The organism is Streptomyces sp. NPDC028711 (assembly GCF_055565415.1).
The window spans coordinates 1014234-1032680 of sequence record NZ_JBVHUJ010000002.1; the positions used below are offsets into that span (position 1 = coordinate 1014234).

The window sequence follows — 18447 nt, forward strand, 5'->3', positions numbered from 1 at the left end:
TGTCCCGGTTCGTTCGGTCGGATCCGGGCCTGGTCCGACGATAGGAGGATCGTGTGACAGTTTCTGTCAGGGTTTTCGAGGAGAATGCGCGCATGCCCGCTGGTCGTCTCCTCTCGGTCCTTCTCCTGCTGCAATCGCGTGGCCGCGTGTCCGCGGGGACGATCGCCGACGAACTGAACGTGTCCGTACGCACCGCCTACCGCGACCTGGCTCGCCTGCAGGCCGCCGGCGTTCCGGTCTACGCCGAGCCCGGCCCCGGGGGCGGCTACCAGCTGGTCGACGGCTACCGCACCCGCCTGACCGGGATGAACGAGGGTGAGGCCCGGGCTCTGTTCTTCGCCGGACTGCCGGGCCCCGCGGCCGACCTGGGCCTCGCCGCCGAGGCGACGGCCGCCCGGCTCAAGCTGCTCGCCGCGCTGCCCGCGGGACTGCGGGAAGAGGCGTCACGGCTCGCGGAGATGTTCCACCTGGACGCCCCGGGCTGGTACCGGGATCCCGAACAGACGCCTCACCTCGCCGTGTTCGTCGACGCGGTGCTCACCCGGCGTGTGGTGGACGTCCGTTACCGCCGCTGGCGCGCCCCGCAGGAGGTGGACCGCCGCCTGCGCCCGTACGGCCTCGTCCTGAAATCCGGCACCTGGTACGTCGTGGCCGCCACGGAACGGGGGACCGCGACCTACCGCGTCGCCCAGGTCCTCGACGCGGCCCTGGGCGACGAGCGGTTCGACCGGCCCGAGGACTTCGACCTCGGCGCGTACTGGGCCGCCTACCTCGAAGACTTCCACGCACGCCGCTACACCGGAACCGCCACCATCCGCCTGTCCCCGGCGGGACGCGGACGTCTCGCCGACAACGTCCCCCAAGAGGTGGTGCGGGCCGTCGAGTCCACCGCGACCCCCACCGGAGACCTCGGATGGATCGAGGCGGTCATCCCCACCGAGAGCACCGATCACGCCCTCGGCGAGCTGCTCCGACTCGGTGCGGACGTCGAGGTCATGGCGCCCCCCGAACTGCGCCGGGCCATGGCCGCCACGGTGGAGAGCCTCGCCCGGGCCTACGCACATCTCTGACGCGGGAGCCGGGGAAGCGACGGCGCCACGGCAAGCGCAGGCCCCGGCAAGGACCGCGTTCGGGCAAGCGCTGCGGCACGGCAAGGGTTGGCCACGAGCGCTCCAGGGCCATTGTCAGACCCTCGCGAGAGGATCTCCACATGACGATCTCTCCCGCCGATGAGGCGCTGACCAGCCTGTCCACCCGTGCCGCGTACGAGGCCGCGCTGCAGCGTCTGCACGACGCCTCCCGGTCGTACTACGGAGACGGCGACAGCGTCTGCGACGACACCACGTACGACCGGCTCCGGCTGGCCGTCCTCGCCTGGGAGGAAGAGAACCCGGCCGAGGTCTCGCCCGACTCTCCCACCGGTCTGGTCGCGGACGGCGCCGCCCCGGTCGGCGATGTCGCGCACACCACGCGGCTGCTGAGCCTGGACAACGTCTTCGACGCCGAGGGCCTGGTGGCCTGGGGCGCATCCGTCCAGCGCCGTCTCGGCCGTGCTCCGGCCGGCGGTTTCACCGTCGAGCCGAAGATCGACGGCGCGGCCGTGGCCGCCCGGTACCGCGAAGGCCGCCTCGTGCAGATCATCACCCGGGGCGACGGCAGCCACGGCGAGGACGTCAGCCATGTCATCGGCCAGATCGACGGCCTGCCCGAAAAGCTCGCCGAGCCGGTTACCGTCGAGGTGCGCGGCGAGGTCGCCTTCACCCAGGGGCAGTTCGAGGCGGCGAACGAGGTCCGTACGGCCCACGGGGCACAGGTCTTCGTCAACCCGCGCAACGGCACGGCGGGCACCCTGAGGGCCAAGGACCGCCCGTACCGGCTCCGGATGACGTTCTGGGCCTACGGCGTGGTCGAGCTGGACGGCGTGCCGTTCCTGCCCGCCGGCGCGACGCACTCCGAGGCGCTGGCCGCGGTGGCCGCGGCCGGGGTGCAGACGACTGCGGCCACCGCGGCCGGGCTCCTCGTCGTTCCCGACCTCGCGGAGGCCCAGGCGCGGGTCGACGCGATCGCCGCGATGCGTGCGGAACTCCCTGTCGGGATCGACGGCGTGGTCATCAAGCTGGACGACTCCGCCGAGCAGGAGGAGATCGGCTTCGGCTCCCGCTTCCCGTACTGGGCCATCGCGGTGAAGCTGCCCGCGGTCGAGCGGCAGACGGTGCTGCAGGACGTCGTCTGGGAGGTCGGCCGAACCGGAGTCCTGGCCCCCACCGCGATCCTCGCGCCCGTGGAGATCGACGGGTCCACCGTCACCCGGGCCACCCTCCACAACCCGGCGGACATCCGCCGCCGGGACCTGCACCTCGGCGACACCGTGACGGTGTACAAGGCCGGCGACATCATCCCGCGCGTCCAGGCGGCCGTGGTCCAGCTCCGTCCGGCCGGGGCGACGCCCGTGCCCCTGCCCGAGGAGTGCCCGCGCTGCGGCGGCGAGATCAACATGGCGCAGGAGCGGTGGCGGTGCGCCCAGGGCACCTCCTGCGCGCTCCCGGCACTCATCGAGTACGCCGCCGGCCGCGAGATGCTCGACATCGACGGTCTGGGCAAGACGTACGTGGCGGCCCTGGTCGAGTCCGGAGACGTCCGCGACGTCGCCGACCTCTTCACCCTGACGATCGACCAGCTCACCGCCGCTTCGGGCAGTGCCAAGCGTGCCGCCAAGCTCGCCGAACAGATCGAGGCCGCCAAGTCCCGCCCCCTCAACCGTGTCTTCTGCGCCCTCGGCGTGCTCGGCACCGGCCGCAGCATGTCCCGCCGCATCGCCAGGCACTTCGGCACGATGGAAGCGATCCGCGGGGCCGACGCGGCCGGGATGCAGGACGTGGAGGGGATCGGGCCGGAGAAGGCGCCGGTCGTCATCGAGCAGGTCGCCGCGCTGTCCTCCGTCATCGACAAACTGATCGCGGCCGGAGTCAACATGACCGAGCCCACGGACCCGGCGGCGGCGCCGGGCGGGGGGCCGCTGGAGGGCAAGGTGGTCGTGGTCACGGGCAAGATGAGCGGGCCGCTGGAGGGCCTGGGCCGGTCCGAGATGAACGCGCTGATCGAGAAGGCCGGCGGACGGGCGGGCAGCGGCGTCAGCGCCAGGACATCCATACTCGTCGCGGCACCGTCCGCGAACGGAAAGCCGAGCTCGAAGGCGGTCAAGGCCACCGAACTGGGCGTCGAGGTCCTGACACCGGAGGCCTTCGCCGAACTGGTCGCCGACCACCTGACCTGACCTGACCTGACCTGACCTGACCTGACCTGACCTGACCGGACCGGACCGGACCGGCGCGGCGCAGGCGGGGGTATTTCGCGGTGGGGACCGGGCCGCGCGTCATCGGGCTGCGGTTCGCTGCGCTCGGAGTCGGTGACCCGAAGGGGTCCGTCGTCGGCGAGGAGGAGGCCGCGGAGCCGGCAGTCGCCGTGGGGCACGACCGCCCCGACCGGTGGAGCGGCCTGGACCGCCCCACCACCGCCCGCACGTGCTCCTCGTCGCCGGGACGTCAGATACGAACTCCCGTATTCACGGCCCCGGTCGACGCCCGGCGGAACCGCCTGCGGGCGTCGGCCGAAGCCGGTCCACGGACGGGTCGTAGCCGATCGGGTCCCCCGGCTCCTGGAAGTGCAGGGCGACCCCGACACCTGCCCGGTACGCGTCCAGTCCGGCGCGGCAGTAGGCCACCATCGGCTCCGGCAGCGCGTCGAGCGAGAACCAGCCCATGCCGTCGCACACGTCGCGCTCCATGACCCTCGGCGTCCCGGTCCAGCGGCGGACCTCGAAGAAGAAGCCGACGCGGGCCCCTCCGGCCGGCGAGCGGTGATGCACGGTGACCGCGCCGCGTACGTCGTCCGGATCCACGACCAGGCCGGTCTCCTCCCGAGCCTCGCGTACGAGCGCGGTGACGACGTCCTCGAAGGGCCCGTCGACGTGACCGGACGGAAAGTGCCAGTGCCCTGCGGCGTAGACGTCACCGGCCCGCCGGGACAGCAGCACCTCCGGGCCCTTCTCCCCGTCGCGGACGGCGATCAGGTGCACGTCCACCGGTACCGTGTGCCTCGTCCCGTACGGATCGGCAGCCGGGCGGTCACCGGAGGTGCTCACGCAGCACCTCCTCCGCCTCGTCCAGCCGCTCACGCAGTACGACGGCGGCCTGGACGCGGGCTCGGGCATACCACTCCACTGACTCGGTGACCGGCCCGAGACCGTCCAAAACGGTGTTGAGCGGGTACACCGTGCATCCCAGGTACGCGGCCGTAAGCCGCACCAGGCTCACCAACTCCTCGACAGGAACCGTCGGATGGAGCCGGTGATAGGCGGCCGCGAGGCGGCCCAGTCCGTCGGGCCAGTCCGGATGGCCGAGGACCGTGCGGGGATCGAGGGCGAGCCGGCCCAGCTCCCAGAGGGGACTGCGCCGTCCCGGCGGTGCGAAGTCGATCACCGCCGCGACCCGGTCGCCGCGCAGCAGGACGTTCGGACCCGACAAATCCCCGTGGACCAGTTGGGAGACCGTCCGCTCCGGCGCCTTCTCCAGCAGCCGCTCCACGGCCGGCAGCCCCGCCAGCCGCTCCCGCGCCGTCTCCAGCGCCCACCGCTCGAACCCGGTACGGGGAGGGTCCGCCTCGTAGCGGCGTACGAGCTCGTGGAGCCGGGCGCGGCTGCGTACGGGGTCGACCGCCCTGTCACGGGCGTCGAGCCGGGGCGGCCCGAACCGGTGGTCGGCGAGGCTCCGGTGGAGCCGGCCGATCGCCTCGCCGACCGCTTCCCACCGCGCCCCGGTGAGCCGTCCGTCGGCGGTGACCGTGTCGCTCAGACAGGAGGTCACCGACATCGTCACCCCGCTGCCGGAGACGACCAGCCGTTCCCCGTCGACCGTGTAGCGCGCGCGGGCTGCCGGTACACGGCACAGGCGCGCGTACTCGCTCAGCGCCGCGGCGCTCTCGGCCGCCCTCACGTCAGCGCCGGCCGGATAGGTCTTGAGGAACCAGGTGTCTCCGGCGTCCGTCGTCGCCACGTAGTTGCGGGTCGCGGTCCCCGACGGCCCCCGGGAGACCGCCGTGGGGACGATGCCGAACTCGGAGGCCAGCAGGAGGCTGACGATCCGCGGTTCGCCCGACGCGCGGCCGGAGACTTCGGCGGAACCGGAGATGTCGACGGAACCGGAGATGTCGGCGGAGCCGAAAACGTCGGTGGAGCCGAACGCGCCGGCGGAGCCTGACATGGCGTCGGTCATGCGGTCGTCGCCTCCGCCGCGGCTTCCTCGTCGGCGGGCCCCGCCTGCCCCGGAACAGCGGGCGGCACATGGAACTGTCGGGCCTGCAGCTCGTACGCCTCGCGGAACGCGCCGACGCCGGTGGCAGGGTCCATGAGCTCCTCGAACGAGCCGTGCTCGATGACCCGCCCGTCCTCCAGTACGTAGATGAGGTCGGCGTGCCGGACGCTGTGGAGCCGGTGGGTGATCAGGACAGTGGTCTGGCCGCTGCCGGCGAGCCGGTGGATCTGGTCGAAGACCCGCTGCTCGGCCACCGGGTCCAGGGCGCTCGTCGGCTCGTCGACGACCAGGACCTGCCCGTCGCGGTATCTCGCCCGGGCCAGGCCGACCTTCTGCCACTGTCCGCCGGAGATCTCCTGGCCGCCCCGGTAGCCGCGGGCCAGCAGGGTGTCCAGGCCGCGGGGCAGCTTCGCGAGGACCGCGTCGGCGCCCGCGTAGGCGGCCGCGGCGCCGACGGCGAGGTCGTCGATCACCCGGCCGGGGCGGCCGATCCCGATGTTCACCCGCGCGGTGAAGGGCCACCGCTGGAAGTTCTGCGCGACCATCGCGACCTGCGAGAAGAGCTGGGCGCGGCGGATCTCGGCGGCGTCCACCCCGCCCCACGTCACCCGCCCGGAGGCGGGCATGTGGAGGCCGCACAGCAGCTTGGACACCGTGGTCTTCCCCGATCCGTTCGAGCCCACCAGCGCCACCGTCCTGCCGCGGGGGATGACCAGGTCCACCTCCCTCAGGGAGGGTGTGTCGGCGCCGTGGTAGGAGAAGGTGACCTTCTCGAACCGGATCGCGTCGAAGTCCTCCGGCAGATCCCGTCCCTCGTCGGGGATGGCCCGCCGCTCCGCCTCGGCACACAGTCGCTCCAGGTCGGCGACGAAGAGGGACTCCTCCTGGATGTCGGCGACCCGTAGCACGAGGTCCGTGATGCTCGCCGACCCGGCGCGGATCGCGAGCACGGCGGTGCCGCCGACCGCGAGCGCCATCTGCCCGTTCCACAGCAGCAGACCGAGCACCCCGTACGCGGCGGCCGTCGCCAGACCACGGGCCCCGTCGGCGGTCAGGCCCGTGCGCGCCCCGATCCAGGCGAGCCGGGTCTGCTCCCGCTCGCTCGTCTCCGCCATGCCCCGGAAGTGCTCGAGCAGGAAGGGGCCCACGTCATGGACCCGCACCTCGCCCGCCGCCTGCTGGTCGATCAGCAACCGACTGAGCAGTTGCGCGGCGCGCGCGTGCTGGATGAACCGGTGCCAGCTCTCGTACCGCGCCCGGGCCATCGTCAGGGATCCCCAGGCGCTGGGCAGCGCCATCGCGACCAGCAGGGGCAGCAGCGCGGGGTGCAGGACCGTCAGCACGCTCGCCGCGGCGATCAGCGAGATCGCCGAGGCGACCACGGCCGTGCAGTAACCCACCATCCGCCGTGCCCCCTCGGCGCCCCACTGCGCCGAGTCCATCAGCTTGTGGAAGGCGTCGTCCTCGATCGCGTCCATCTCCACCCGGGCGACGAGACCCAGATACCGCTCGGTCGCGACCCGTTGAACCTTCGGTTCCAGGACTCCCGTCGAGGCGGTCGACGCCGACTTCAGGAGGGAGGCGACGACCCCCATGACCGCTACGAGCACCAGCGAGGGCACCGAGGCGCGCAGCCGGTCCACCAGCGTGCCCGCCGCCAGGAGCTCGGTCAGGAGCGAGTTCACCGCCACGAGGGAGAACGCCTGCGCCACGCCCCGGCCGACCTCGCTGACGGCCACGGTGTACAGGGCGCGCCGGTCGGCCCGCCGGGCCAGTCGTACGGCGACCCCGACCTGCCGGGGAAAGCTCACCGCCATGCTCCACATGCCCAGCTTCACCCAGGTGCCGCGGTGCGTACTCCAGCCGTGGTCGAAGGCGAGTTCACCGCCGAACAGCAACTTCTCGGACGCCGAGAGCGTCTCCGCCCCGGCCGTCGGGGACGTGTCGTGCGGCGTGGTCGTCATGCCCCCCACCTCGTACTCGAACGTGGCGAACGGGACGCTCCGGGGCCTTGGCGGCGGCTCGCAGGGTTGCTCCGAGCGCCGCGGGGCCGCGGAGGACCGGCGGGGCGGGGAGCGGAGAGACGGTCGGGAAGGGGGTGCATGGCGTTCTCCAGGACGGCCGATTCGGGGTGTCGGAGAGCTCAACGACGAGGCCCGGCCTGTCGAACACACGTGTTTCGGACGCCGTACGAACCCCGTGCCGGAGCGAAAGCACGTTCGTGCCGGGTGCACCGACCCTTGCGGCGCGAGGGTCGTGCCCTGACGGGTGGGTGGCCGAAACGCCGACGTACGGCAGTGGCAGTGGGCACCGGGCAGTACGCGACCAGCGCGGTCCCGGTTGAAGCACCACGTCACGGACACCAGCCGCAACGGCCTCGGCCGTGGGCACCACCGCTCCTCGGCAGGTGAGAGGCCCGGCGCCGGTCGGGCGGAACCCGTCCGACCGACCGGCGAGGTCCCACGGACCGGTCAGGCGCTCACGGTCGTGCTGTCCCGGACCCCGCGGGGACCGTGTGGTGCCGGGCGATGTTCCCGGCAAGCAGTCGAGTGGACTCCGCCACGCCGACCTCGTCGCCTCCGTCGGCGGCGGGCAGGCGCCCGTCCGCGAGCCGGAGTTCGGTGAGGGCGGTGTCCATCGCCCGGTGCGCGGCGAACAGCAACGGGGTGCTGTAGATCGCGACGTCGACTCCGAGCCGGTCGAGTTCGCTGAGCGAGAGCAGCGGGGACCTGCCGCCGGCGATCTGGTTGAAGAGCAGTGGCCTTCCGCCGACGACCTCGCGGATCCGCTCGATCCACTCGACGCTGCGGACGCCGTCGACCAGGACGACGTCGGCGTCGGTGGCGGCCAGCGCCCCGGCCCGGGCGATGATGTCGGCCTCTTCCGTGGCGTCGGTGCGGGCGACGACGACCAGGTCCTTGCGTGTCGCGAGAACCCTCTCGAGCTTCTCCAGGTACTCCGGCAGCGGCAGCAGCTGCTTTCCGTCGGCGTGCCCGCAACGGCGGGGCCGCTTCTGGTCCTCGAGGATGACGCCGGAGGCCCCCATCCGTTCGAGGCCCTCCACGACGTGGCAGGCCACTTCGGCGTCGACGTACCCGTCGTCGATGTCGACCAGGAGGTGGTGGCACGGAAAGGATCCGCGCAGCCGCTGTACGAACGCCATCATGTCCGGCCAGGCGATGAACCCGATGTCGGGCAGCCCGTAGTGGGAGGCCGCGAAGCCGAACCCGGACACGAACAGTCCGTCGTAGTGCCCGGCCGCCACAGACGCCGAGTACATGTCGTACACGCCGATCAAGGGCGTGGTGCCCGGCTCGGCGATGACGTCGCGCAGTGTGTTCCCGTAACTCATGGTCAGGCTCCGAGGTGGTCTCGCGTCGGGGGAGGGGAAGCAGCTGCGACTCCGCAGCGCTCCACCGAAGCGGATCATCTCGTGCCCGTTGTGTGGCGAATGGTTCCTGCGAGGGTGCGGACGCCGACGCGTCGCCATATTCACCGGCGACACGTCACCGAGCCGGGCGTCAGGTTGACGACGCGCCGGAGCCGCGCCACGGCCGGGGGAGTTCGGCCTTTCCGAACAGGAGGGCGTAGCCGGAGGGGAGTCGGCCGATGACGCGGTCGACGAGTTCCGGTCCGGCGAGCCGGGACACGGCGGCGAGGACGGCGCCGACGTTCCAGCGGGCGGTGGCGGGCGTGCCGCCGGTGCGCTGGGCGAGGTCCTTGACGAACTCCCACCCCGTGAGGGGAGTGACGGCGGGGACCTGGGCGGTGAAGACCAGGGCGGCCTCCGTGGGGAGTACGGCGGCGAGGTCGACCCGTTCGTCGCCGACGAGCTGTCGTCCCAGAGCGGCGAGTACGGAGTGGACGACCTCCTCGGCGCGCTCACGCGTCGGGTAGGCGCCCTCGTAGCGCACCCGCTCGAGCAGGTCGGAGTAGGACGCCGCGACGGTGATGCCGTGGGACGCGGGGGCTGCCAGGGTCTCGGTCTGAAGAGTCATGCTGCTGGTGATCGCCGTTCTCTTCGGGCCCGGTCCGCTGACCGGGCGGAGCGAACATGTGTCAAGGCGTGTCGGCGGACGCGGGGTGCTGCGGCCGGCCGAAGAGGAGGTCGTAGCCGGGGGGAAGCTGAAGGAGGATCCGGCCGGTGAGTTCCTCGCCGGCCGCGTCGGCGGCGACGCTGAGGACGGCGCTGACGTCCCAGGCCGCGGTCTGCTCGGTGGCTCCCTCGATCCAGGCGGCCGTCGCGCGCACGAAGCGCTCCGGCGGGAGGGGCTCGGCCGCCTGGAGCGGGTTGAGGAGCACGATGGCGAAGGTCTCCGGCAGGCGGGCGGCGAGCGCGGCCCGTACGTCACCGACCAGGTGCGCGCCGAGCAGCGCCAGCACGGTGCGGGCGGCGCGTTCGGCCTCGTGGGGTGTGCTGTAGTCGCCGCGTTCCATGACCTTGTCGAGGAACGCCTGCCATCGCAGTCTCATCACGGTTCCCTTCACAGGGAGGGATACGGGGTGGCGGGGAGCGGAGGGCGAAGGAGGGGGAGGGCTTCCGCCCTCCGCTCCCGGCTTCCTCTTCCTGAGGACTCAGCCGCTGATCTGCTTGTGGTCGTCGCCCCTGCCGATGGTGATCTTGCGGGGCTTCGCGCGCTCGGCGATCGGAATGCGCAGCGTGAGCACTCCGGCCTCGTAGTCGGCCGCGATCCTCTCGGTGTCGAGGGTGTCGGCGAGCATCAGCTGCCGGGAGAAGACGCCGAGGGGCCGCTCGGACAGCTCCATCTGGACGTCGTCGGCCTTCGCGACCGGTCGGCGCTCGGCCTTGACCGTCAGCATGTTCCGTTCGACGTCGATGTCGATCGCGTCCGGCGAGACGCCGGGGAGGTCGAGGGCGATGACGTAGACGTCACCCTCGCGATAGGCGTCCATCGGTACCGCGGAAGGCCGTGACCAGGTCCCCGTGGTACCCAGCAGCTGCTGAGTGAGGCGGTCGAGCTCGCGGAACGGGTCGGTGCGCATCAACATCGCGAAACACCTCCAGTCGAGTCGGGCAGTGACTGCCAATGCGCTTCATCTGACTCCGTTGTAGCATGTCATCCAAACGACGACAAGTTGTGTGTCAACGAATGGACGACATGACGGAGAGGATGCGATCCGTGACAGAAGCGGACCAGCCGGTCGCTTTCCGTGCGGCCCTCGCGGCCCTCGCCGCGATCGACGAAGCCGTACGGACGGCCCGCACCGCCACGGCCCCCGACGCCGCGCCGCACGCCTCCCCGGAGGAGGCGCTCACCGCGCTCCTCCTCCTGCGCGAGCTCCGCGAACAGCTCGCCGAATGGGAGCCCGGATTCATCGAGGCCGCCCGGGACGCCGGCGCCAGCTGGGCCGAACTCGCCCACCCGCTCGGCGTCACCAGTCGGCAGGCCGCCGAGCGGCGCTACCTGCGGGTACGTCCGGGCGGCTCCGGCACCACCGCGGAGCAGCGCGTCCAGGCCACCCGGGACCGCCGCGCCGCCGACCGGTCGGTGACCGCGTGGGCCCGGGGTAACGCCGCCGAACTGCGTCAGCTGGCAGGACAGATCACGGCCCTCGACACCCTTCCCGCACCCACGAGGGACGCCCTGTCCGAGGCCCTGGCCGACAGCGACGCGGCCCTCCTCCTGGAGCCGCTCGCCCACAGCCTCACCCATCTCGCGGGCCCGCATCCCGACCTGGCCGAGCGGGTCGGCACCCTCACCAGCCGCACGGCCCACCTCCGCCACGAGAGCGACCAGCGCCGCTCCGGCAGCACAGAGCCGTGACGGGAAGCGGAGCCGGCGGCGCGAGGCTCGTACCGGCTCACGGGCCATGCCCTCGTACGCGCTGCTGTGGCTCCGCGACCCGAGGCTTCGAACGGGGCCTCGCGAAGCCCCGCGAGGGAGGAAAAAGGAGCGGGTCCGAGGGCGTAGCCTGCCCCCGGACCCTGTCGATGCCGCTCACATCACACGCCGGCACGCTTGAGGACCCGGGTCATTCGTCATGGCGTCGCGTCCTGCCGTTGGACCACCGCCGATCGAGCTCGGCGGACCAGATTCGAACTGGCATTTCGACGCACCAGGGCCCGGGCCCGGTTGATCCGGCGATGAGCGGCGCATGCTGAGTCTGGAGCAATAGTCTGAGATTGACCGCGGTCTGCCTCTGCCTGGTTGGGCCATCCCGGCGGGAAGAGCCGGGAGGAGGACTCGAACCTCCACTGGAACCGCGGATGTCACGACAAGGCTCAGCTTCAGCTTTGCGCTCCTCGCGCACCCCGGCCGTGTTCTGTGGCCGGGGAGTCTGTGGTGTCCCGGCTACCCGAAGAGGTAGCCGAAGACGGCGTCGCCGACCCGCTGGTCGGTGACCTCGGCGCTGTTCGCCTCCTCACGGGCGAACTTCACCGCCTGCTGGAGCTTCTCCACCCGCTCCAGCAGCTCGTTGACCCGCCGGGCCGGCAGCGCGCCCGAGAACTTCACCGTGGTCCAGTAACCGACCGGCACGTCCTCGTAGTAGACGTCGACCTGAGCCGGGTGCTTGTCCGTCGCCTCCGCCTTGACGTGGTTGCGCGGCACCTTCTTCGTACGGACCGTGCGGACGACCTCGGTCTTCCACGCGTCCGTCGACGGGTCCTGCGTCCACGACTCGGCGGCGTCGAGCACCGGAAGCTTGCGGACGAACGTGTTGATGTCCGTCAGCTGCTTCTCCAGGAAGAGGAGGTACGCGACGGGCACCTGCCCCACGAGCACACGCCCGTCGACCGTGACGTCGGCACGCGCCTCGCAGTTCGCCCAGTCCTTGGTGGCCGTCACATCGAAGAGGCGGGTCAGCGCCCGCGCGGTGTCGCGCAGTACGTCCTCCGCCTTCACCTGCACCAGCGTCGACTCGGGCGGCAGCTGCTCGCCCTCCTCGTCCTTCGGCTGGTACGTACGGGAGATGCCGGCGAGCAACGCGGGCTTCTGCAGGCCGTGATGGGCCGCCGTGAGGTCCTGGTGCGCCCGGGACTTGACGCCCTTCTCCACTGCGATGATCTGATTGAGTTTCGTTGCCACGTCGCCGACCTTAGAGCGGCCCACCGCGGTCGGTCGAACGATTATTCAGACGGGGGCCGTTGCGGTGCCGACGGGCGGGTGACCACACATCATCCCGCCGGTGCGATATCCGCCCACAAGGCCGAGGCGTCGGACGAGAGCGGTACGAGTCGCTCGCCCGACGCGGGCTCGTCCTCGTCCCACCACATGCCCTGACCCGAGGTCAGGACACGCCCGCCGACACCGGCCTGCCAGCGGCCACGCAGCACATGGAACACCCCGGCGTGTCCGTACGGCGGGACGAGCGCGCCCACGACCTGCTCCACCCGGGCCGTCCAACGCCCCTGCCTGACCATGATGTTGAGCACCCGGCAGGCACCCGCCGGGAGTTCGGCGTCGAGTGCGAGGTCACCGGAGAACGCCGCCTGCTCGCCCGCCTCTGTCAGGAGTTGGTCGAACACACCGGGGCAGGTCAGACGGACGCCGTTGCCCGCGAGGAGGGTGAGCGTCCGGTCGACGCCGGGGAACGTGGAGAACGGCCCGTCCCTGTCGATGTCGGCGATGCTCGCACGCCACCCGAACGCCTGGCTGTCCACCGGCCGGGAGACGACCTCCCGGGTCGCACCACCGCCGTTGCGCCACCGGCCCGCCGTCAGCGTCTCGACATCGAAGTGCCGCATGGGGTGGCTCCTGACCTGCGTCGGTACGGGTGCGGACCGCACCTGAGCGGCGGGCCCGCGGGCGCAGTGTATGCGGCGGACGCCGAACGGCCCGGGCCGGGAGGTGGGGGCGGCGCAGGGCGTACGCCGAATTCGACTCAGGGTCCGCGCCAGAGGTTGGCGAAGGCGGCGTTCTCGATGTTCCGCCTCTGTCGTACGGCCTCCAGCTCCATCACCGCGTCATGGACGGCGGCCACCACGGTCGTCACCGCCTCGTCGTCGAGGCCGGGTTCGTCGTCGGGGCGTCCGTTGTCGATGCCCACGGCCGAGGCGAGGGCGGCCAGGACGGGTTCCTGCGCGTCCCGGCGCTCGACCGCCCGGCGGCGGGTGGGCGTGTCGACGGGCTCCACGCGCTGTGAGCCGAAGGAGAACAGGCCGCTGCGCTTCCGCGTCAGCTCACCGTCCTCCTCCAGCACGGCCCGGTACGTGGCCGAGAGATCGCGGCCCCGGCGCCACAGCCAGTCCTCGATCCGCTCGTACGGCGGCTGCCGAGTGACCTGCGCCGCGGCCTCGCCGAGGAGCCGATCGTCCGGCGTCGGCGGCCCGCCCGGCACGATGCGGTCGCCGTCCAGGGAGACGGCCCCCATGCCGAGGAGGTCGATCAGCTCGGCTCCCGCGAGCGCGAGCGACAGGTCGCCCTGCCCCACCACGGCAGGCTCCGGCCTCGGCTCCATGGAGATGATGAACAGGTCTTTCGCCGTGGTCATGAACGGCTCCTTCTCGGAGACATCGACATGGGTACGTCCCCGCCGACCGCGTCCGGCTCATACCGGCAGCCGGCTCGGTGGCAAGGCGACGGTCAGGATCAGTATCGCCTCCGCCCGACCGGCCGAGGCCCTGTCGTCACGGGCTGGAAGAGGTGACGGCATCAGTGTTCGCGGAGCCTCGACCACCACAAGCCGTCGTCCGTCCGTCCGCTGACCGCCCCAGGGGCCTGGACAGTACGCCGCTCGAACTCCTCGTCGAGGCGAGCGATCAGCCGGCCGAGATCACGCCGGGCACCCCGAGGGAGGTGGAGCATGGCCTCCGCCAGGTCGTCGCGGGCGTACTCGATCTCGAGTCCGGGCTGCCAGACCTGGGGCGCGGGCAGATAGCGGCCGGGCTGGTCGAACGCCTCCCTGATGCGGGCCAAGGCGTGGGCCACCGCGTCGGGCCACAGCCGCTCGTGCTCGACGCGGCGGACAGCGGCACGCGTCCTCGCGGAGACGCCGGGGATCCGCCGCACGACGACATGTCTGCGAGGCCGCCATCGCTCGGCGCGGACGGCCTTGGGGCGCCTACGCGGCATCGCCCTTTCTGATCAGCATGACGTCATCCTGCCACGAACGGGTCCGGCTCCGCGGGCACGATGCGCACGCGACGACGCCTACGCCGGCGCGCCGGGAAGCCGGACCGTGACGACGAGACCGCCGCCGGGGCGGGGGACGAGGTCGAGGGTTCCGTCGTGGGCCCGGACGATGCTGCTCACGATGGCCAGGCCCAGGCCGACGCCCGCGTGCTCACCGGTGCGGACGCGTTCCGTTCCGCGCTGGAAGGGTTCCGTGAGGGTCGCTACCAGCTCCGGTGTCAGCAGAGGGCCCGTGTTCTCGACCCGCAGCGAGCTCGTGGCGCCGTGCGCCCCGGTGTGGACCGTCACGGTGCCGCCGTCGGGGATGTTGTGGACGATGGCGTTCTGAACGAGGTTCGTCGCCATCCGCAGCAGGAGCTCCGGGGACCCGCTGGTCAGAGCCGCCCCGCCGGTGACGTCGAGCGTGATCCGGCGCCGCTCGGCCAGGGGAAGCAGCGTCTCGGCGGCCTCCTCGGCCACGAGGGAGAGCTCGACGCTCTCGCGGCTGAAGTGTCCGCGGTCGCCACGGCTGAGCAGCAGGAGGGCCTCGGTGAGGTCGATCGCCCGCGTGTTGACCACGTGCAGGCGTTCGAGGAGTTCGCCCCGGTCCCGCGTGGGGTCCTTGCGGGCGACGTCGAGCAGCGCCCGCGAGATCGCCAGCGGGGTGCGCAGTTCGTGCGAGGCGTTCGCCGCGAACCTCTGCTGCTCGGCGACGTGCGACTCGAGCTGTTCGAGCATCGTGTCGAACGCGTCGGCGAGTTCACGGAATTCGTCCTGGCGGCCCTCCATACGGATCCGGTGGGACAACGATCCCGTCCCGGCCGTCCGCGCCGCGCTCGTGATCCGGGTGAGCGGCGCGAGCATCCGCCCGGCGAGGATCCAGCCCCCGACGAGGCCGAACACGAGCAGGAACCCCATCGCCACGGCAGCGGCGGGAGCGAAGGCACGCACGAGGAGGAAGCGGTTGGGGGAGGTCCAGAGAAGTCCCTGCGAGTTGTCGGGTACGTAGCGCAGCAGGAACATCCACACCACGGCCAGCATGAGAGCACCGGCGACGGCGAGGAACCCGGCATAGCTGAGGGCGAGTTTCAGCCGGGCGCTGAGCCCTGAACGTCTACGCATGGGTGCTGCCCGGACGGTTGGCGGCGGGGTCGGCGCCGATCCGGTAGCCGACGCCGGGCACCGTCGCGATGATCCACGGTTCGCCCAGCCGTTTGCGCAGGGCGGAGACGGTGATGCGTACGGCGTTGGTGAGGGGGTCGGCGTTCTCGTCCCAGGCCCGTTCGAGGAGTTCCTCGGCGCTGACCACCCCGCCCTCGGCGGCGACGAGGACCTCCAGGACGGCGAACTGTTTACGGGTGAGCGCGACGTAGCGCCCGTCGCGGAAGACCTCCCGGCGGAAGGGGTCGAGCCGCAGGCCCGCGATCTCGCGCACCGGGGGCCGGGCGTACGCGCGTCTGCGGTCGAGCGCCCTCAGCCGCAGGACGAGCTCCCGCAGCTCGAACGGCTTGGTGAGGTAGTCGTCGGCGCCGAGCCCGAAACCGGAGGCCTTGTCGTCGATCCGGTCGGCGGCGGTGAGCATGAGGATCGGGATGCCGCTGCCGGACGCGACGATACGCCGGGCGACCTCGTCGCCCGAGGGGCCGGGGATGTCACGGTCGAGGACCGCGAGGTCGTAGGAGTTGACGCTGAGCAGTTCCAGGGCGGAGTCGCCGTCGCCGGCGATGTCGGCCGCGATCGCCTCGAGCCGCAGGCCGTCCCGGACGGCTTCGGCCAGGTAGGGCTCGTCCTCCACGATCAGTACGCGCATGACCGAAGCCTAAGCAGCACGGCATATCGCCGACGTATGCAACAAGACGTACGCACACCGGACACGCGACCCGACCCGCCTGACACGCGACTCGGCCCGCCGGACCGACGCCACTCAGCCCGCCCGTGCAGGCACAGGGCGCAGCCGGTCCGACGGCGTCTCCTCCGTCGCGCGCCACCAGCGGCGCGACGCCAGCGCGGCCAGTACGGCGCCGGCCGCGTTGACCAGCACGTCGTCCACCGAGGACACCCGGTCGAGCCGGAGGACGTACTGTGCCGTCTCCACCAGGATCGAGCAGCCCGCCCCGAGCGCGAGGACCCTCGGCAGCGACGCGAGCGCCGCGAACCGCATCGGAGCGAAGAACCCCAGCGACGCGAAGACCAGCAGGTTGCCGCCGATCCCGAGCGGACCCATCGTGACCAGGTCCCGCAGCGGCACCAGGCTCACCCGGGCGGGGACGACGCCGGCCCCGCCTCCCGGCATCATCGTCAGCCACACGAACGGCACCGTCCCGTGGACCATGCCCACCTCGGCCAGCGACATCCGCCACGCCGACGCGACACCCGCGGCACGCCGACGGCGCGCCAGGGCCCACGTCACGAGCAGGGCCAACGGGATCGTGACCAGCGTCATGAGTACCACGCCGTTGAACGTGTCGTAGCACCCGTGCCACCGCCCGGCCATGCACCTCGGAGCGGCCATCAGCAGCGGCCCCCGCAGGACGAACAGGGTGCTCACCAGGCCGAGGACCGCCAGGCCGAGAAGGACGGTCCCGCGCGTGCGGCGAGGCGGAGCCGACAGGGATGCGTTGTCGTTCATGCACCCATGAGAGCCGGAGCGGCGTTGCGGTGACGTATGAGGTTTTCGATACGCCCGCGATACACCGCAACCGTGCCCCTGGGCCGGTTGGAGCATCGGAAGGGCGGGTCCCCGCGGTGCGGCAGATGCTGGTGCGGACCCCTTGGACAGGGGTACCCGCCCGCCCGTGTCACCGTGAAGGAGCCCCTGTGTCGGCACGTTCTGGAGTCCGCTCCCGCTCGCGCGTACGTCCGCGTCTGGCCGTCGCCGCCCTGGCCGCGTCCGCGGCGCTCGCCGTCCTCGTTCAGCCCGTCCAGGCCGGCGGCACGCCCCCGGCCCCGGACAAGGCCCTGCAGAAGCGGCTGGACGACCTCGTTCGTACGCCCGGAGGACCGCCCGGAGTGATCGCGCTGATGCGGCTGGGCGACCGGATGGTGGCCCACCGGGCGGGCGTCGCCGACACGCGGACCGGTCGCCCGCCCCGTACGACCGACCACATGCGGATCGCGAGCGTCGCCAAGGCCTTCAGCGGAGCGGTCGCCCTGCGCCTGGTGGACCGGCACAAGCTGGACCTCGGCGACACCATCGGCAAGCTGCTGCCGTCGCTGCCCGCGGCGTGGCATCGTGTGACGCTCGGCCAGCTTCTCGCCCACACCAGCGGTCTTCCCGACTTCTCGAGGGCGCCGGCGTTCGTCGAGATCGTCCAGGCGGACCCCAGGCACCGGTTCGACTCGCGGCGCCTGCTCGACTTCATCGCCGGCGAGGACCTGCTCTTCCCGCCGGGATCGCGGTACCAGTACTCGAACTCCGACAACATCGCCGTCGCGCTGATGGCCGAGGCGGTCACGGGAGAGCCGTACGAAAAGCTGCTCGAGAAGCTCGTGTACCGGCCGCTCGACCTGAGGGAGACCAGCCTGCCGCAGGGCCACCGACTGCCGAGACCGTATCTGCACGGCTACGACGTGACGCCGCCCGCCCCACCGGAGGACATCAGCGAGGTCCTCGGCGCGTCGGGCGTCTGGGCCTCCGGCGGGATCGTCTCGACACCCGAGGACCTCAGCGCCTTCGCCCGCGCCTGGGCCGGCGGCCGTGGCTTCCTGTCGGACGAGATCCGCCGCCGGCAGCGGAGCTTCATCCCCGGCGCGGCCTCGGAGCCCGCCGGCCCCGGCGTCAACGCGGGCGGACTGGCGATCTTCCGCTACACGACACGATGCGGCACGGTCTACGGCCACACCGGCAACTTCCCGGGCTACACCCAGCTCGCGGTCGGCACGGCGGACGGCGAGCGGGCCCTCACGTTCTCGATCAACACCCAGACCAGCAAGAGCGTCAAGCCGGAGCTCCTGGCCAAGGTCCGCGCCGTCCAGGAGGAGTTCGTCTGCGCGTTGCTGCGGCGCTGACCAGGAGCCGGCGTGGCCGGAGTGGCCTTCGGTTTCAGAAGACGAGGCCCCGGGCT

The 18447-nt window shown here is 71.9% G+C and carries 18 protein-coding genes and 1 pseudogene; 4 read left to right on the top strand and 15 right to left on the bottom strand.

Translation table 11 applies throughout. From position 1 onward, the window contains the following. The first annotated feature begins 92 nt into the window (after positions 1-92). Both ACZ4VK_RS10365 and ligA read left to right on the top strand, forming a co-directional pair. Positions 93-1070 carry a helix-turn-helix transcriptional regulator gene (locus tag ACZ4VK_RS10365; protein WP_468350521.1) on the top strand — a complete coding sequence of 326 codons (978 nt, stop codon included), beginning with the start codon at positions 93-95 and terminating at the stop codon, positions 1068-1070. Between the two features lie 140 nt (positions 1071-1210). Further along, entirely contained in the window at positions 1211-3274 is a 2064-nt protein-coding gene (ligA, locus tag ACZ4VK_RS10370) for an NAD-dependent DNA ligase LigA (RefSeq protein ID WP_468350523.1), read from the top strand. 288 nt (positions 3275-3562) lie between these two features. Here ligA and ACZ4VK_RS10375 read toward each other — a convergent pair whose 3' ends face one another. The 7 genes from ACZ4VK_RS10375 to ACZ4VK_RS10405 form a co-directional block, all read right to left on the bottom strand. Next, a complete protein-coding gene (locus tag ACZ4VK_RS10375) occupies positions 3563-4141 on the bottom strand; it encodes an NUDIX hydrolase (RefSeq protein WP_468350524.1) in 579 nt (192 codons plus the stop codon). Continuing rightward, positions 4125-5270 carry a phosphotransferase enzyme family protein gene (locus ACZ4VK_RS10380; RefSeq protein ID WP_468350526.1) on the bottom strand — a complete coding sequence of 382 codons (1146 nt, stop codon included), beginning with the start codon at positions 5268-5270 and terminating at the stop codon, positions 4125-4127. Before ACZ4VK_RS10380 ends, ACZ4VK_RS10375 begins: the two co-directional genes overlap by 17 nt. Further along, a complete protein-coding gene (locus ACZ4VK_RS10385) occupies positions 5267-7273 on the bottom strand; it encodes an ABC transporter ATP-binding protein (protein WP_468350528.1) in 2007 nt (668 codons plus the stop codon). The genes ACZ4VK_RS10380 and ACZ4VK_RS10385 overlap by 4 nt, the downstream gene beginning before the upstream one ends. 515 nt (positions 7274-7788) lie before the next feature. Further along, positions 7789-8661, bottom strand: coding sequence for an isocitrate lyase/PEP mutase family protein (locus ACZ4VK_RS10390; RefSeq protein WP_468350530.1), 873 nt, complete (start codon positions 8659-8661; stop codon positions 7789-7791). Between the two features lie 169 nt (positions 8662-8830). After that, positions 8831-9307, bottom strand: a complete 477-nt coding sequence (locus tag ACZ4VK_RS10395) for a DUF2267 domain-containing protein (RefSeq protein ID WP_468350532.1) — start codon at positions 9305-9307, stop codon at positions 8831-8833. 61 nt (positions 9308-9368) lie between these two features. Continuing rightward, positions 9369-9782: a DUF2267 domain-containing protein gene (locus tag ACZ4VK_RS10400; protein WP_468350534.1), complete on the bottom strand. Its 414-nt coding sequence runs from the start codon at positions 9780-9782 to the stop codon at positions 9369-9371. A 102-nt stretch (positions 9783-9884) separates the two neighbouring features. Continuing rightward, positions 9885-10319 carry an Hsp20/alpha crystallin family protein gene (locus tag ACZ4VK_RS10405; RefSeq protein WP_468350536.1) on the bottom strand — a complete coding sequence of 145 codons (435 nt, stop codon included), beginning with the start codon at positions 10317-10319 and terminating at the stop codon, positions 9885-9887. Between the two features lie 122 nt (positions 10320-10441). Here ACZ4VK_RS10405 and ACZ4VK_RS10410 point away from each other — a divergent pair, with 122 nt between their 5' ends. Next, a complete protein-coding gene (locus tag ACZ4VK_RS10410) occupies positions 10442-11095 on the top strand; it encodes a type III effector protein (protein ID WP_468350538.1) in 654 nt (217 codons plus the stop codon). A gap of 405 nt (positions 11096-11500) precedes the next feature. On the opposite strand, the pseudogene ACZ4VK_RS10415 reads toward ACZ4VK_RS10410, so the two are convergent. The 8 genes and pseudogenes from ACZ4VK_RS10415 to ACZ4VK_RS10450 all read right to left on the bottom strand — a co-directional run bounded on the left by ACZ4VK_RS10415 (position 11501) and on the right by ACZ4VK_RS10450 (position 17012). Then, positions 11501-11588, bottom strand: a pseudogene (locus tag ACZ4VK_RS10415). Positions 11589-11623: 35 nt separating this feature from the next. Continuing rightward, positions 11624-12358, bottom strand: coding sequence for a DUF7873 family protein (locus ACZ4VK_RS10420; protein WP_317592917.1), 735 nt, complete (start codon positions 12356-12358; stop codon positions 11624-11626). 89 nt (positions 12359-12447) lie between these two features. Continuing rightward, positions 12448-13017, bottom strand: coding sequence for a HutD/Ves family protein (locus tag ACZ4VK_RS10425; protein WP_468350540.1), 570 nt, complete (start codon positions 13015-13017; stop codon positions 12448-12450). Between the two features lie 137 nt (positions 13018-13154). Next, complete coding sequence (locus tag ACZ4VK_RS10430) at positions 13155-13763, bottom strand: GOLPH3/VPS74 family protein (protein ID WP_468350542.1); 609 nt, start codon at positions 13761-13763, stop codon at positions 13155-13157. Positions 13764-13924: 161 nt separating this feature from the next. Beyond that, positions 13925-14281 carry a hypothetical protein gene (locus ACZ4VK_RS10435; protein ID WP_468350544.1) on the bottom strand — a complete coding sequence of 119 codons (357 nt, stop codon included), beginning with the start codon at positions 14279-14281 and terminating at the stop codon, positions 13925-13927. 141 nt (positions 14282-14422) lie between these two features. Continuing rightward, a complete protein-coding gene (locus tag ACZ4VK_RS10440) occupies positions 14423-15505 on the bottom strand; it encodes a sensor histidine kinase (protein WP_468350546.1) in 1083 nt (360 codons plus the stop codon). Further along, positions 15498-16193 carry a response regulator transcription factor gene (locus tag ACZ4VK_RS10445; protein WP_468350548.1) on the bottom strand — a complete coding sequence of 232 codons (696 nt, stop codon included), beginning with the start codon at positions 16191-16193 and terminating at the stop codon, positions 15498-15500. The genes ACZ4VK_RS10440 and ACZ4VK_RS10445 overlap by 8 nt, the downstream gene beginning before the upstream one ends. Positions 16194-16307: 114 nt before the next feature. Further along, positions 16308-17012 carry a VanZ family protein gene (locus ACZ4VK_RS10450; protein ID WP_468350550.1) on the bottom strand — a complete coding sequence of 235 codons (705 nt, stop codon included), beginning with the start codon at positions 17010-17012 and terminating at the stop codon, positions 16308-16310. 188 nt (positions 17013-17200) lie between these two features. Here ACZ4VK_RS10450 and ACZ4VK_RS10455 point away from each other — a divergent pair, with 188 nt between their 5' ends. Continuing rightward, positions 17201-18391 (top strand): serine hydrolase domain-containing protein, encoded by a 1191-nt coding sequence (locus tag ACZ4VK_RS10455; RefSeq protein ID WP_468350552.1) that lies wholly within the window; start codon positions 17201-17203, stop codon positions 18389-18391. Positions 18392-18447 lie beyond the last annotated feature (56 nt).

Bases quoted from the DNA above. Each gene is read 5' to 3' on its own strand.
- ACZ4VK_RS10410 (WP_468350538.1), top strand. From the start codon at position 10,442: ATGCGATCCGTGACAGAAGCGGACCAGCCGGTCGCTTTCCGTGCGGCC.
- ACZ4VK_RS10450 (WP_468350550.1), bottom strand. From the start codon at position 17,012: ATGAACGACAACGCATCCCTGTCGGCTCCGCCTCGCCGCACGCGCGGG.
- ACZ4VK_RS10365 (WP_468350521.1), top strand. From the start codon at position 93: ATGCCCGCTGGTCGTCTCCTCTCGGTCCTTCTCCTGCTGCAATCGCGT.
- ligA (WP_468350523.1), top strand. From the start codon at position 1,211: ATGACGATCTCTCCCGCCGATGAGGCGCTGACCAGCCTGTCCACCCGT.
- ACZ4VK_RS10430 (WP_468350542.1), bottom strand. From the start codon at position 13,763: ATGACCACGGCGAAAGACCTGTTCATCATCTCCATGGAGCCGAGGCCG.
- ACZ4VK_RS10445 (WP_468350548.1), bottom strand. From the start codon at position 16,193: ATGCGCGTACTGATCGTGGAGGACGAGCCCTACCTGGCCGAAGCCGTC.
- ACZ4VK_RS10390 (WP_468350530.1), bottom strand. From the start codon at position 8,661: ATGAGTTACGGGAACACACTGCGCGACGTCATCGCCGAGCCGGGCACC.
- ACZ4VK_RS10440 (WP_468350546.1), bottom strand. From the start codon at position 15,505: ATGCGTAGACGTTCAGGGCTCAGCGCCCGGCTGAAACTCGCCCTCAGC.
- ACZ4VK_RS10395 (WP_468350532.1), bottom strand. From the start codon at position 9,307: ATGACTCTTCAGACCGAGACCCTGGCAGCCCCCGCGTCCCACGGCATC.
- ACZ4VK_RS10405 (WP_468350536.1), bottom strand. From the start codon at position 10,319: ATGTTGATGCGCACCGACCCGTTCCGCGAGCTCGACCGCCTCACTCAG.
- ACZ4VK_RS10385 (WP_468350528.1), bottom strand. From the start codon at position 7,273: ATGACGACCACGCCGCACGACACGTCCCCGACGGCCGGGGCGGAGACG.
- ACZ4VK_RS10380 (WP_468350526.1), bottom strand. From the start codon at position 5,270: ATGACCGACGCCATGTCAGGCTCCGCCGGCGCGTTCGGCTCCACCGAC.
- ACZ4VK_RS10425 (WP_468350540.1), bottom strand. From the start codon at position 13,017: ATGCGGCACTTCGATGTCGAGACGCTGACGGCGGGCCGGTGGCGCAAC.
- ACZ4VK_RS10400 (WP_468350534.1), bottom strand. From the start codon at position 9,782: ATGAGACTGCGATGGCAGGCGTTCCTCGACAAGGTCATGGAACGCGGC.